The following is a 14,390-nucleotide window of genomic DNA, read 5'->3' as shown; positions in this document are numbered from 1 at the left end:
AGGCTTCATACTGCCTCTGGGGCGCCAACCCCGGAGATAGTAGCCAATGGTTTGTATGTAATTGTCTGGGTCGTTCCTAACGCCCACAGTGTACAATTAAACGAAAACGCTGTCAATACCTTTTTTCATTAAATAACATCATTTATATAACTTCCCCCTCCTCGCAAAAAGTTGTGAGGAGGGGGATTTTTTTATGGAGTAAGCGGGGTAGCACTAACACATTGTCTCGTACCTGATTCCCACCCACACTTCATGTTGTCTCATATCCTTTTTAGGTTAGGTGTGCCTCTTTATACAAAAATAATCAATCAAGTGTCAGTTGTTGATTGTTAACTAATAACTTGCGATTATATAACATGATAGTGACTAACTGAAAAAAACAAGTTCAATCGCTTTTTTCAATTTTCAACTCTTTAAAATAACCGTCTGTACCAATATCAACAAATAAGCCTACAGAGCCACGCATATCGCCGCCTAACTTCATATCCTCAACTATCAATACAGGATGCTCCATGTCATTAACATAGAACGTTCCCTTAGAATCATTTATAACAGCTTTTAAGTTGATCCATTCATCAAGCCCAATATCGGCTGGTCCCTCAAACTCACTTATTCCAAGGTTTCTAAAAAAATCAAACGTATAATTGGGGTAAGAAAAATATTGAACTCCTCGATTTTTTCTCACTGGATCTTTTATACGTCCATTAGTAGGTCTGACATAGAAAGATTCAAAATTAGTATCATCTTCATTAATTCTAAAAGCAATTCCAATGAAACCACGAGCAAAATCTGGTGCATCTGGTAATAAACGGCTTAACATTTTTACTTCTATAGTTCCATTATGAAAAGAAAAATCGGATACTTTAGCATAGGTGTTTTCATCAAATGCCATAAGTTTATCCTTTTTTGTTACTCTGACAACTGGAGAATTATCTAAATTTGTATATTCCACATTTGTATGAACGGCTTCCATTGCTAACTCTTCAATCCCCATCATTAATTCCTCCTTATAACCTTGTGATACAATCTATTATATCACAGCCATATTACAAGAATATTATGTGACAAATGCGCTACAAAAAGCTACTCGCTAAACTCTTTTCGTTGTCCTAGACTACTTCACTACGTTACGATCACATTAACTTCTTTTCTATATCCCATGAGACTTCTAATAATAGAAATTGTAATAAATCTTGTGTTTTTTTCTAACTCTTCTCCTGTAATTACGTACTGAAATTTTATACAACATTCAGATAATATTTTTTTACAGTAACGAAATAATGCTCATATTCTTTCATTAATTCGTGAGGAAAAGGAAGATTTTTAAATGCATATATTGACCCATTTTTTGCACAATAAAGACGTTTTACCTGCTCATCCGCATAAACTATCACACCATTTTTCCTATTTATTTCCAAATGAATTCCTTCATAGCGACTCATCCATCGTTTTATGATTTCTAACTCTAAATTGATAGCTGCTTTTGACATAAAAAATTTATCAGCTAGTTCTTGCATTGTGATTGGGTTTTTGAGAAAAAGAAGATAAAGAATAATGGAAGAATGCTGTGGCAACAAAGAATTTTCACTAGTTTTTTCATTCAATTCCATAATAATCATTTTTTTGGCTTTTTCAGAAATGTATTCTATGTAATAACCTTTACTTTTACTAGTTCGTACAACAAGATCATCTGAAAAAAATTGAGTTAAGTCTTTAATATCATTTTGAATCGTTTTTTTATTTAGATTAAAATGAAGAGAAAGCTCATGGCTTGTTATCCAATCATTTGAATTATACAAAAAAATTAAAACGTCTAATTGTCTTTCTAGTATCATTTCTTTTCCCCCCTAAAATATTTTACAACTCTCTAAAATATCATCTATATCGTTATTTTCAAAGGGATGAATTTTAAGCCTTCTAGTAATTATTCCCATTGTAATCTCCACTGTAGTGTTTGTTTAGGCTTTAGCAAAAGAAAACCTTGCTTCTCATAGTTTTTATCAAAAAAGCCACTCCTTTTTGATTATGTTAGCTTACACTTACATTATATCAAAAAATGGAGAGGTTCTCTTTTTTAGTGGAGTTGATGGACGATTCTTTGCTTCACCTCCTTAAAGGTAATTAAAATAAAACGCTAAAATGTCCTTTATGGCAAAGAAAATAATAATTGCTAAGACAAAGCTAACCAATAAAGCTAGACAAAAGCCACTTTTACGTTTAATCCGATAATTCTGAACCATACCATAAAAGCAACAGGCAAGCACAATTAAACAACAAACTAACATCAGCGGGCTGCCATTTCCGCGATTCTTAACATAAAAACTACCGTGGTAAGAAGTCAGTGACATATAACCACTTATAGCAAATACACTTGCGCCTAAAATAACGGCACTAGCCACATAAAACTTATTTAAAATCGTTAAATTACAAAAAATCTCTATGTAGCGCTTTAGTTTATTCAACATGTGTCATACTTCCAATCTGTCTATTCTTAAAATAACCCCCTCTAAAACAGAGAAAAAAACTTAGATGTGTATAATTTTAAGAGAAAGACAAGCACTATTATCATTTGTGCAATAACTGATAGTTTTGGTGAGTGCTCTTCCGTTTTAAGGAACCGATAGAACAGAACATTGAGGATCGTTGACACAATAAAAAAGACCACTGCAAAACTAATCTCATCACCATAATAATTAAGGACACCAAGTGAATCTGAATAATCAGGATCATACGTATAATACGTTGGAGAAATTCCCTTTTTCACAAATAGAGGCGTCCAAAAATAACGAGTGATTAGTCGTTTTATGATAAAATAACCGACAATCAGCAAGCTAACCGTCAATGTATAAAAAAAAGAGGGTGATTTTTTCATAACAATCTTCCTTACGTTTTTATTAGATGATATCATAAAACGCTTGTTTATAACATTGAATTTTTTACATTAAAAGTTATAATTATACTGTGAAGCAGATCACTCTAAGCTTACTGGAGGAACACACCATGTACTACTTTTACTTTACACTCATCATTCTCAGTCTCGTATTAATACTATCCGCCACCCAATTAATCAAACTTAAACGGTTACGCCTTTTACAAAAGAAAGCAGTCAAAGAATTTCAAGAGAAGAATCAGCTTAGCGACTCAGAACTCGTTCTCTTTAAAACAGAAATGAAAGAGGCGAAATCGTACATCATTCGCATAGAAAAAATGATAGAGATCAATACAGGACTCAAAAATAATCAAACACTCCGTCAAACAGTCGAAAAAGCTAAAGAGATTTTCAAACATCTCATGGATGACCCTAGAGATTTAACCCAATTCGATCATTTTCTTTATCGAAATTTACCTAGCTTGCAGCTGGTACTCGAAAAATATGCTGCACATGATGAACACTCCACTGATGTTTTAACGTCAATTTGTCACACCATTGAAAGAGATTTTCAAAAGTTAAACTTGGAAAGACAAGACGAAATTGAGCAAGTAAAGGAGTTTTTGAAATGAAAAATGACCCTTCTTTCTCAAAAGAATTTGATGACTTATTCGAAAAAATTAAGCTTAGAGTCTTCGTCAGTCAAAAAATAAAAATTGCCTTCATTGTTGGTGTATTATTAATAAGTGGCATCCTATTAGTTTCATTAGTTGTTTTACCTAAGCAAATGGAGCATTCTCTCTCAACTCTCGATTCTGCATTGGACACATACAACAATCAAATGAAAGAAATAGACGACTCTCTTGACTATAAAAATGTTTTAGCCCTAAGGGAAAAAGGAATAAAAACAGAATACAAGCCCGATTATGAAACTGCTAAACCGTATACGACTAAAGTCACTAAAAATGCTATTAATTTTGGTAATGGCTACTCCCTGAAGATAAATAATGCTCATCACTCATTGCACGAAGATTTTTCTAAAGAGTTAGAAATCAAAGCAACTGAAGGAGTGACTCATAAATACCAAGAGGCAAGCGTCGATCGACTTGCCTCTTATAAATTTCAATTAACAAAATATCTTGATGATTATGATCAAACAACCCATAAGCTTACTTTTTATGAAGATACCGCTTATAAACAAGATAACTATGTCAGTGTTTATATCTCAGGAAATATCATAGATAATCTTAATCTGCAAGTAGCGAAAGAAGATGGTGCCTTTTATGACGTTTTTCCGCTGCCAAAGATAGGTCAAGTTCAGACAGGATTGATTGTTAATACAGCTTTAAGTCACAATCTGTTAGATGAACAGGGTAAAGAGATTCCGCAAACATTTGTAACCTTGTATAAATATTGGCTTTTCCCTGACGGTGTTGGTGCCTATGTCCAACAATCAGCTCACTTTTATGGCACCATGACTTATGAAGAAAGTAGTCAAACTTCTGATAAAGATAATTTGGTCGAACTCGACAAATTCTCCCAATTATTTGACGGGACTCAGTCAATGTTGAACTGGATAGATCATACATTTGAATTAGAAGTAAACAAAAAAGAACCATAGCCCACACAACTAACCAGTCAATAAAAAAAACTCTCAGTTAAGAAAAGTTAATTGTCTCAATAATCTGGACTCCACTGATCGTTATCATATGCTGAGTTACTTGCTTGAATTATTATATCATTGAAGAAAAAAGATATATTATATAACGTTGTTTTCAAGCAGGTTAGACAGCCTATGATAATCAACAACTATCTAGCCTATTGTCAAATACCTTAATATAGCGACTTGATTTTAATAGATGATTTGATACTATTATTTTACCAAAATTGTCAGTAGAATCCCATCCTCGTTTCTACTATAAACGATTAAAAGTAGCTTTACTCGTAATCTCCTAATAGATATATTATATTATAAGAAGTTGATTTCGATTGCTCGGAGTAAACTTCTTTTTTTGTGATTAGTTGAGAGGCAGAGGGGGATGTAAATGGAACGCGATTATCGTGACTTATTTATGAATGCAGAGATTTTCACAGATTTTTATTTTTTTAATGTCGGGCATGAAGTGTGCAGCCCGCTACATTCCTATGGACCAAATATGCGAGAGCATTACGTTGTCCACTATATAGTCAGTGGGAAAGGAACATTTAAAACACGAGATAACGTCTATCGACTAAAAGAAAATAATTTCTTTTTAATTCGTCCCAATGAATTAACTTACTATAAAGCAGATGAAGAGGAACCTTGGGAATACTATTGGTTAGGATTTGATGGGACAAAAGTAGATGAGTTGTTGCTTAGTCGTTTTATTGATGAAAAAACAGATATTGGACTAGTGAATACTGAAAATGAACATCTAAGAGTGTTGTTCGAGACTTTAATCCACTCTCCTCATTTTGATTATTCAATGTCTCTTTCCCGTTATGCCCGGTTTTTTCATTTAATTAGTTGCTTAAATGGAGGAGGCTCTATTGCAAAATATCGGGAAAATGAGAATATGAAACGAAAATATAGTGAGTCATTCATGCTGTATGTTCGAAATAGCTTTTATCTAAAAGAGCTGACAATTACTAGTATCGCCCAATCTATGAACTTAAATCCTTCTTATTTGAGTCAAGTTATCAAGGATGAATTAGGCGTTACACCCATCGGTTATTTAAAAGAATTTCGATTACAAAAGGCCTCAATTTTATTGGAGCTTGGTAATGCGACCGTTTCGGAAGTAGCTGATTTAGTTGGATATGAAAGTATCCACTCATTTTCACGGGCCTTTAAACAACAATTTGGGCAATCGCCCTCCCAATATAAAGGCCAACATTGAGCTGATTATTACCATCAGCTTTTTTGTTTACCTAAAATCAGGTTAAATACCTCTAAAATTTAGCCATCTGAAATGAAAACGCTTTATGATATTATTTAACTATCAAAAGGAAAGTAGAGGGAATATCATGAAAAAGAAATGGTTACTACGAGGGTTAGCTTTAGCATTAGTTGGTGGAGTTTTGATGGGGTGTTCTTCAGAAGAAAAAAAATCAACCAGTAAAGATAAAAATGCAACCATTACTTACGCCATTTGGGATACAAACCAAGAACCCGGAATGAAAAAAATGGCCTCTGAGTTTGAAAAGAAAAACCCGAGCATTAAGGTTAATGTTGAGGTGACTCCTTGGGATCAATATTGGACTAAGCTTGATGCTGCAGCAACAGGAGCGAGTTTACCAGATGTATTCTGGATGCACTCAAATGAAGCTTACCGTTACATGAGTAACGATATTTTACTAGATCTAACAGCTTCAACTGAGAAAGCTGTCGATTTGAAGAAATTTCCTAAAGAAATTACGGAACTCTATTCATTAGATAATAAACAATATGCCATACCAAAAGATATCGATACGATTGGGCTTTGGTACAATAAAACACTTTTTGATGACGCAGGGCTTGATTATCCAAATGAGAACTGGACATGGGATGATTTGCTAGCGGCTGCTAAAAAAATAACCAATCCCGAAAAAGAAATTTATGGCTTTGCCGCTCCCAATAATGGCCATGAAGGCTATTGGAATTTTATTTACCAAAACGATGGCGAGATATTAAATAAGGATCGAACAAAATCAGAGATTACAAACACAGCTACTAAAGAAGCTTTGCAATTTTATGCAAACCTAATCAACAAAGAGAAGGTTTCACCCACAGCTGACCAAATGGCCGAAAATAAACCCGTTTCATTTATGCAATCTGGGCGTTTAGGAATGGGATTATTCGGTTCTTGGATGTTAGCTGATTTCAAAGCAAATGATTATATGGTAGAAAATACGGATGTCGCTGTTTTACCAAAAGGGAAAAAACAAGCTTCCGTTTATAACGGATTAGGAAATGCTGTTTCAGCTTCATCGAAAAATAAAGAGGCCGCAGTTAAATTTGTTGAATTTTTAGGGTCTGAAGAAGCCAACCTAATTTCTGCTGAGGCTGGTTCAGCCATTCCTGCCTACGAAGGCTCTGCTGATAAATGGGTTGATAGTGCGAAAGAATTTAATATTAAGGCCTACATCGATATGATGGACTACTCTGTTATTCGTCCCTTCTCAAAGGAAACGATCAAAGTTGAAACAATTGAAACAGATAATTTAGCCGATTTATTAAATGGCAAAAAATCAGTAGACGAGGTGACAAAAACCATCGCAACTGAAGTTGATAGCATTCTAAAATAGACCATTATAAAGGAAGATCGACATGACGTTTAAAAGAAAAAAATATGAAAAGGAACAGGTGATATGGGGCTGGCTTTTAATAGCCCCCACCTTAATTGGACTGCTCATCTTAAACATAATTCCAGCTATTCAAACCCTGATTTTGAGTTTTCAAACATCGGGTGGTTTTGGTAAAACATCATGGGCGGGTCTGGTAAATTATCAAAAGCTTTTTGCTGACAAAGAAGTTTTACAAGCCGTTGTTAATACGTTACTTTATACGGTAATTGCTGTTCCGTTTATTATCGTGTTGTCCATGTTAGCCGCGGTGTTAATGAATCAAAAAATCAAAGGAATTTCCGTTTACCGGACATTATTCTTTTTACCCGTCGTAGCAACGCCTGCTGCTGTTGCAATGATTTGGCGGTGGTTATTTAACTCTGATTACGGGATCATTAATCACTTATTGAGTAAAATAGGCATCATTGGTCCCAATTGGTTAACAAATCCCAAAACAGCCATTATAGCGATAGCGATTGTCGGAATTTGGAGTACTGTTGGTTACAATATGGTGTTATTACTTTCTGGCTTGCAAGAAATCCCCCGAGATTATTATGAATCGGCTGATATCGATGGAGCAAGTCCACTAAAGCAATTTTTCTCAATTACATTGCCTTTAGTCACTCCTACATTATTCTTTGTTTTAGTGACAACCATTATTAATTCACTTCAAGTATTTGATTTAATTTTTATGATGATTGATAAGACCAATGCTGCTTTAACACAAACTCAGTCTTTGGTTTATCTCTTCTACAAGCATTCGTTCATTATGAATGATAAAGGCTATGGCTCAGCGATTGTAATGATATTGTTATTAATCATTATGATTGTCACGGTCGTTCAAGTAAAAATACAGAAAAAATGGGTTAATTATTAGGAGGGATAACGTTGAAAAAATTAAACAATAAACGTCAATTAATCATTCATGCTTTATTAATAATCGGTTCGCTTCTCATGGTGATGCCCTTTGTTTGGATGATTTTAACATCAGGAAAAACATTAACAGAATCAGTGAAGATTCCTCCTACGATTCTTCCAGAATCATTTCAGTGGAGCAACTTTTCAGTTGTTTTAGGTAAACTACCTTTTATGGCACTATACGTCAATACTTTTTTGATGATTGCCTTTAGAATAGTTGGGTCTGTTTTATTCAGTGCCATGGCCGCTTACGCCTGTGCAAAACTCGAATTTCCAGGTAGAAACGCCTTTTTTTCATTAGTATTACTACAGATGATGATTCCAACACAAATTTTTATTGTGCCCCAATATTTGCTTGTACAGAAAATGAATTTATTAAACTCAATTCCCGCCTTGATATTACCAGGAATTGTCAGTGCTTTTGGAACGTTTTTATTAAGACAATTTTTCTTAAGCTTACCAGATGAACTAGAGGAGGCAGCGAAGCTAGATGGATGTAATGTTTGGCAAACTTTTTTCAAAATCATGTTGCCACTTGCAAAATCAGGATTAATTGCCTTAGCAATTTTCACTGGCTTGTTTGCTTTTAAAGATTTAATGTGGCCATTAGTTGTGAATATGTCAATAGATAAGATGACGTTATCCTCAGGTTTGGCGAATTTACAAGGTCAGTACACCACTCATTTCCCACAATTAATGGCCGGATCATTATTGGCAATTTGGCCAATGATTCTTTTATTTATTATTTTTCAGAAAAAATTTATCGAGGGTATTGCCACTTCTGGAGGCAAATTATAGTAATGGAGACTAACAAATGAAGCTAATACACGTTAATGATACGACGCAAACCTTTCACTTAAAAAATGAGTATGTGAGTTATGTGTTTCAGGTTCAACACGGACACTTAATTCAAAAATATTATGGTAAAAAAATTAGTGTCTATTCTGGTGGTCGAGACTATCCAGAGAAAACAAGAGGGTCTTTTTCCCCTAATATTCCCAGTGATACAGCAAATGACTATAGTCTGGCTTCGTTACTGCAAGAATTCCCTGGAGCGAATCAAGGGGATTATCGTTCATCAGCTTTTGAGCTGACTTACCCAGATGGCAGTAACAATTCTCAGTGTCAATACGTTGATCATCAAATTATTAAAGGGATTGTGCCTCTTACAGATATGCCTTATTGTCATGGAAAAAAAGACACCGCAGAAACGTTACTAATTCGACTTGAAGATAATGTGTCAAAAGTAGGCATAACCTTATATTATACAATCTTTAGAGATTTCCCCATCATTGTGAGAAAAGTCAGTGTAGAAAATCAAGCAACTCAACCGATTATGCTGAATAATCTTAAATCAATGAGTCTTGACTTTGCCGAGTCTGATCTAGAGTTAATTCAATTGCCCGGTACGTGGGGGAAAGAACGACAAATTGTTAGGGAGCCCATTAATTCTGGTATGAAACGATTGGCGAGCGCTAGAGGAACTAGTAGTCACAATCAAAATCCCTTTTTTATTATTTGTGACCCCACAACAACTGAATCAACTGGCAAAGCCTATGGGGTCTCCTTAGTGTATAGTGGCAATCATGAAATGATTATTCAGAAAGATTCATATTCTCAGTTGCGTATTCAGTCTGGTATAAATGCGGAGACTTTTGACTGGGAATTAAAGCCAAGAGACCTTTTTTACACACCAGAAGCTATTTTAAGTTTTTCTATAGACGGCTTAACAGGCTTATCTCAACACTTACACCACTTCATTAATCACCATCTGATTCAATCAACCTATAGACAAAAAAATCGTCCAGTTTTATTGAACAACTGGGAAGCTACTTATATGGATTTTGATGAAACAAAAATTGTGGCATTAATGGAGGCAAGTAGTGCTTTAGGTATCGAATGCTTTGTCTTAGATGATGGCTGGTTTGGCCACCGAAATGATGATACATCAAGCTTAGGAGACTGGTTTATCAACCAAGAAAAACTGCCAAATGGGTTAAACTTATTAACAAAAAAAGCACGGGAGCTTGGCATTAGCTTCGGTTTATGGTTTGAGCCAGAAATGGTGTCGCCCAATAGTAAGCTATATCAAGCCCATCCAGACTGGGTTATTCATAATCAAAAAAAAGAGGTATCTCTGGCTAGAAATCAACAAATTTTAGACTTAGGTCGATCAGACGTAAGAGATTACTTATTTGAACGATTGTCTAGCGTGTTAACTAGTGCAGCGATTTCCTATGTAAAATGGGATATGAATCGAAACTTTTCAGAGACTTATTCCAGTGAACTTCCCGCTCACAGACAAAAAGAAGCTGCTCATCGCTATGTCTTAGGTCTTTATGAATTATTAGCAAGATTGACCGAAACGTTTCCGACTATTTTATTTGAAAGTTGTTCTGGTGGTGGTGGTCGTTATGATCTAGGGATGCTTTATTACATGCCTCAAACTTGGACAAGTGATAATACCGATGCGATTGAACGGCTAAAAATTCAATACGGGACCAGTTTAGCTTATCCAATCTCGTCAATGGCAGCTCATGTCTCTGCTTCCCCCAATCACCAGAATGGCCGTATCACCTCTCTTAAAACCAGAGGAGATGTCGCAATGTCAGGGCTACTGGGCTATGAATTAAATGTATTAACTTTGTCGAAAGCCGAACAAAACGCAATTAAAGAACAAATTGAACACTATAAACATCATCGAAAACTCATTCAATATGGGGATTTTTATCGATTGATCTCACCATTTGAAACGAATCAGGCCGCCTGGATATTTGTCTCTCCTGATAAATCAGAAGCCTTGGCATTTTACTGTCAAATTTTATCCTCAGCTTCGCCTGTTTTGAACATTATGCGATTAGCAGGACTTAAAGAACATGCCGTCTATCAAGATGAACAGGGGCGGAAGATGTACGGTGATGAGCTAATGAACATGGGATACTATATTCAAAGTAAGCATCATCAACAGCCTTATGGCGATTTCGAGAGTACCTTCACTTATTTTAAGCAAGTATAGAGATGTGCTCACACAACTTTTATTGGTGCTGAACACATGATTTTCACAATGATACCTATCAACAATAGCTTTAGAGCTAATAGCCATGCGATTTGTCACGAATCATCGAAGTTTTTGACCTTTGGTTAATGAGAGAAGGGAAGTCTCAACATTGTTGATGAACAAATTAATTTGCTAAGGAATACTTTAAGTTTTTATTAACTTCTTCATTTCGCGTAACACTAAAAACATATACATGTAATAATATTGACATATAAAACATCATTAAATCGAGAGAAGGAGTATTGCCTTGAAAAAATTTATTACATTATTATCAATTGGATTTGTCTCTTCACTCTTCTTTTCAGCCTGCTCTTCAAACAGTCAAAAAGAAAAACAGGTAAAAACTGATTCGTCTTATACGTCTAAAATGGAAAGCCATGTCTCAAAATCTCAACCAGATTCTAGTATTTCCAGTCCCGTATCGTCAACTTCACTACCCGATAGTTCTCTTTCTTCCACGTCATCTAAGGAGAAGTCTAAACCCGTTGAGAATCAACGAAATTTACCTGACATTCTCTTACCTTACACTGACTCAGAAATAGAATACGCTCGAGTGTGGCTTGCGGTTCTAGGAAGTGACTACATCAGCTATTTGGATGATCCTGATTTCAATTTTAATCTCAATGTAGAGTTAATAGCTGCTGGTTCCCTTATTAATGCCTATGCAGAAGGAACCCCAACTTATCCTACCAATGTCATTCATCTTTCAGGAAATGCTAGTTTTCAAGGAAGTGTGATATACGCAAGTAATCATAACGGAACCGTGACCGTTTACCCGACGCCTATGCACTGGCAGTATAGTGAAGAACAAGCGAACGACAAGAAGTTTCTCACAGAAGCATCACAATGGGTTTTAGACAACACAAAAATAGTCGATGTTCCCGCAGGAAACCCCGAATCAGTAAAAAGGCTCATCGAAGTGATGATGCTCAATTTTTAATATAATTCTTGACGCCTAACGTATAGGCGTCTTTTATTGTTATCAATTTTAGTAATAGTTGACGTTTCGATCACCTAACTCATTAGCTAGTTCACTATTTACAATTTTTTTTGTAAAAATTGACAAGCAACTCTTTTTTTCACTCTTCTCTTATTTGTTAAAATTAACGAAAAGGAGGCGTATACTATGATTAATCGAATTACTAATGTCTGTCGCTCATACCAAACTTTCGAATCTACTGAAGAAATTTATCAAGTGAGGTTAGAACAGGGTGACTATCTCTCAATTGAAACATTGACCACCTATTTAGATTTAGGTGAACTTTTCTACTTTTTTGATGAAGATGGTCGCTTTTTTGAGGTTGAAATTGTCGAGCCTATCTTCAAGGAATCATACATCCAATCAAAAATCCTTTCAGTTAATCATGAGTATGATCCTCTGCTCGATTTGCCCTCGTGTTAATTTTCTTAATTCTAACTCAGTCTAAACCGCTTAACTTCTTTCACTGGCCCTGTTAATGTTGACATCATTTTAGGGCTTTTTATTGTCGTAAATCCCCTCTTCTCTTCCCATTTTTTTTACATCAATGTAAAATTATTGACAACTTATTTCTTTTTTTTTGCGCTACAATTTAATTAGAGAATGATGATGGCGTCTCATCCGTTCAAATGAGATATGTTTTTGTCCCCATCAATTTCTCCTTGGGCGTTGGCTCCTATCCAACCCTCTTTTTATTTCCTGAGATAATAAAAATAAAGCTGTATGATATAATTTTCAATAAAGGACTTTTTCTCATAAAATACACCCTCATTCATATTATATTGATTTTAGTATCGTTAACATTACTAATTCCTTCCATTCTTTCAATCAGATATGGAATAAAAAGGAAACATACTTCTGCCTTTTGGTTAGGGATTCTTTCTTTATTCCCTCTCACTTACTTAGCCTTTAAGCTATGGTTTTTATTAGTTGTTATTGTTTTATCCCTAATATAATTTGAGTTAGATTAGCCACTAATATCGTCACTCGTCTCGTTCACATGGGTGCTTTTATTGGAATTGAAACACACTAACTATTAAGCCATCCTAAGATAAGAAAACCGCAGGCAGATACCGTTCCAGCGTTTAAATACTTAAAGATTTTAATGAAGAATTATAACTCCTTAAGATCATTTAATTTTTTCATTATTTCACTGTATTGTCTTTCAGACACAGACATACAGATAGCCCTAGCAGCACTATTCGTCCTCTTATCAATAATTTTAAGTTGGAAATACGGGGAATCCTCTTCACTAGAAAGATAAGATTTTCCAGCTCCCTCTAAATAGAAGTCCTGTCTATCATAGACATATTCTTTAAACGCTGTTTTGAATACATACTTATCTTCAAGAAAATAAAGTGTTGACTTGGACTCTATAAGTTTTAACGTAATAAATAAACCGAAAATAACAAGAAAGGGAAGGAGTTGACCGAGAACATAAGCCAGAGGGAGCAGCAGAAGAACGAAAATAATAATTCTAATGATTGATTTCTTGTTATTCGGGTTTAGTTTTAATTTGTAGAACATTATTTATCCTCCTTATTTCGAATGAACCACTCTGATTTTAACAAGTTTCTCATGGAATTAGATAATACGGATGAGAAGCGAAAAAATAGCTAAATCCCCCTTTCTAGAATGTCTGTTGTCATAGATTTTTGATTTGTCTATTCGCTTAAAAATGTGATTTAGGTTCTAAATGCACTCTATTCTCGTCAGAAATATATGGCTCTTTTACTCCAAGCCCATCCATAAGATCATTTGCTGCCTGTTCGTTAATGATAAAAAGCTGATGTATCACGTATCCAATTGCTTCTTCATCGAATTTATGCAACGTAACCATTTTTATATTTCGTTCCTTCCCCTTAACTTTCGCTAAATAATTATCGATTAATTCCATAAAAAACCACACATAGCCATCTATTCCCAATCCATAATCTTGTTTAGTTTCCTTCCATTTTAAAATATCCTTCACCGTTTCACTCATTGTTAGCTCCTCCTCATTAATAGTTATAAAATATCCGTATTTCTATTCTCTTATCAAAAAAATAAATTCATTTAGTTGCTTTATGCTGTACACTAATGATTATAAGCCAGCTATAAAAAGGTCAAGTAAAAACTGAACTATTTTAAAATGGTTTGTTTTGATTTTTAATGCAACATAAATAAACCTAGAGAAGAATACAAATTTTTTCTAGGTATCTGTTTCACAAGTTAAACGAACTTCGTAGGGTTTATCTGTTGTCCAAATGGTGAATATAATA

At 34.8% G+C, this 14,390-nt stretch carries 15 protein-coding genes; 9 read left to right on the top strand and 6 right to left on the bottom strand.

All coding sequences use genetic code 11. The features are described from left to right. Positions 1–385 precede the first annotated feature (385 nt). The 4 genes from AC5KOD_RS04075 to AC5KOD_RS04060 form a co-directional block, all read right to left on the bottom strand. Complete coding sequence (locus AC5KOD_RS04075) at positions 386–994, bottom strand: hypothetical protein (protein ID WP_496913259.1); 609 nt, start codon at positions 992–994, stop codon at positions 386–388. 244 nt (positions 995–1,238) lie between these two features. Beyond that, complete coding sequence (locus tag AC5KOD_RS04070; RefSeq protein ID WP_496913258.1) at positions 1,239–1,835, bottom strand: HTH domain-containing protein; 597 nt, start codon at positions 1,833–1,835, stop codon at positions 1,239–1,241. Between the two features lie 276 nt (positions 1,836–2,111). Then, positions 2,112–2,465: a hypothetical protein gene (locus tag AC5KOD_RS04065; RefSeq protein ID WP_496913257.1), complete on the bottom strand. Its 354-nt coding sequence runs from the start codon at positions 2,463–2,465 to the stop codon at positions 2,112–2,114. Positions 2,466–2,506: 41 nt separating this feature from the next. Beyond that, a complete protein-coding gene (locus AC5KOD_RS04060; protein WP_496913256.1) occupies positions 2,507–2,872 on the bottom strand; it encodes a hypothetical protein in 366 nt (121 codons plus the stop codon). Positions 2,873–3,000: 128 nt separating this feature from the next. Here AC5KOD_RS04060 and AC5KOD_RS04055 point away from each other — a divergent pair, with 128 nt between their 5' ends. The 9 genes from AC5KOD_RS04055 (at position 3,001) to AC5KOD_RS04015 (ending at position 12,552) form a co-directional block, all read left to right on the top strand. Then, positions 3,001–3,501: a 5-bromo-4-chloroindolyl phosphate hydrolysis family protein gene (locus AC5KOD_RS04055; RefSeq protein ID WP_496913255.1), complete on the top strand. Its 501-nt coding sequence runs from the start codon at positions 3,001–3,003 to the stop codon at positions 3,499–3,501. Then, the gene (locus AC5KOD_RS04050) at positions 3,498–4,490 is read left to right on the top strand and encodes a hypothetical protein (protein WP_496913254.1); all 993 of its coding nucleotides are present in this window, start codon (positions 3,498–3,500) and stop codon (positions 4,488–4,490) included. The genes AC5KOD_RS04055 and AC5KOD_RS04050 overlap by 4 nt, the downstream gene beginning before the upstream one ends. Before the next feature lie 424 nt (positions 4,491–4,914). After that, on the top strand, positions 4,915–5,748 hold the full coding sequence (locus AC5KOD_RS04045; RefSeq protein ID WP_496913253.1) for an AraC family transcriptional regulator: 834 nt from the start codon (positions 4,915–4,917) through the stop codon (positions 5,746–5,748). Positions 5,749–5,875: 127 nt separating this feature from the next. After that, positions 5,876–7,135 carry an ABC transporter substrate-binding protein gene (locus tag AC5KOD_RS04040; RefSeq protein WP_496913252.1) on the top strand — a complete coding sequence of 420 codons (1,260 nt, stop codon included), beginning with the start codon at positions 5,876–5,878 and terminating at the stop codon, positions 7,133–7,135. A 22-nt stretch (positions 7,136–7,157) separates the two neighbouring features. Continuing rightward, positions 7,158–8,051: a carbohydrate ABC transporter permease gene (locus tag AC5KOD_RS04035; RefSeq protein ID WP_496913251.1), complete on the top strand. Its 894-nt coding sequence runs from the start codon at positions 7,158–7,160 to the stop codon at positions 8,049–8,051. An 11-nt stretch (positions 8,052–8,062) separates the two neighbouring features. Continuing rightward, positions 8,063–8,890, top strand: coding sequence for a carbohydrate ABC transporter permease (locus AC5KOD_RS04030; protein WP_496913250.1), 828 nt, complete (start codon positions 8,063–8,065; stop codon positions 8,888–8,890). A gap of 16 nt (positions 8,891–8,906) precedes the next feature. Continuing rightward, positions 8,907–11,108, top strand: a complete 2,202-nt coding sequence (locus tag AC5KOD_RS04025; RefSeq protein WP_496913249.1) for an alpha-galactosidase — start codon at positions 8,907–8,909, stop codon at positions 11,106–11,108. A 289-nt stretch (positions 11,109–11,397) separates the two neighbouring features. Continuing rightward, entirely contained in the window at positions 11,398–12,090 is a 693-nt protein-coding gene (locus AC5KOD_RS04020; protein WP_496913248.1) for a YdeJ family lipoprotein, read from the top strand. Between the two features lie 186 nt (positions 12,091–12,276). Next, positions 12,277–12,552 carry a hypothetical protein gene (locus AC5KOD_RS04015; protein WP_496913247.1) on the top strand — a complete coding sequence of 92 codons (276 nt, stop codon included), beginning with the start codon at positions 12,277–12,279 and terminating at the stop codon, positions 12,550–12,552. Positions 12,553–13,242: 690 nt separating this feature from the next. Here AC5KOD_RS04015 and AC5KOD_RS04010 read toward each other — a convergent pair. Next, entirely contained in the window at positions 13,243–13,656 is a 414-nt protein-coding gene (locus AC5KOD_RS04010) for a hypothetical protein (RefSeq protein ID WP_496913246.1), read from the bottom strand. 145 nt (positions 13,657–13,801) lie between these two features. Further along, positions 13,802–14,113, bottom strand: a complete 312-nt coding sequence (locus AC5KOD_RS04005) for a hypothetical protein (RefSeq protein ID WP_496913245.1) — start codon at positions 14,111–14,113, stop codon at positions 13,802–13,804. Between the last annotated feature and the right edge of the window lie 277 nt (positions 14,114–14,390).

This window comes from Vagococcus sp. WN80Y (assembly GCF_059621045.1).
The sequence above is the reverse complement of the archived record's forward strand: the minus strand, read 5'-3'. Positions and strand labels throughout refer to the sequence as shown.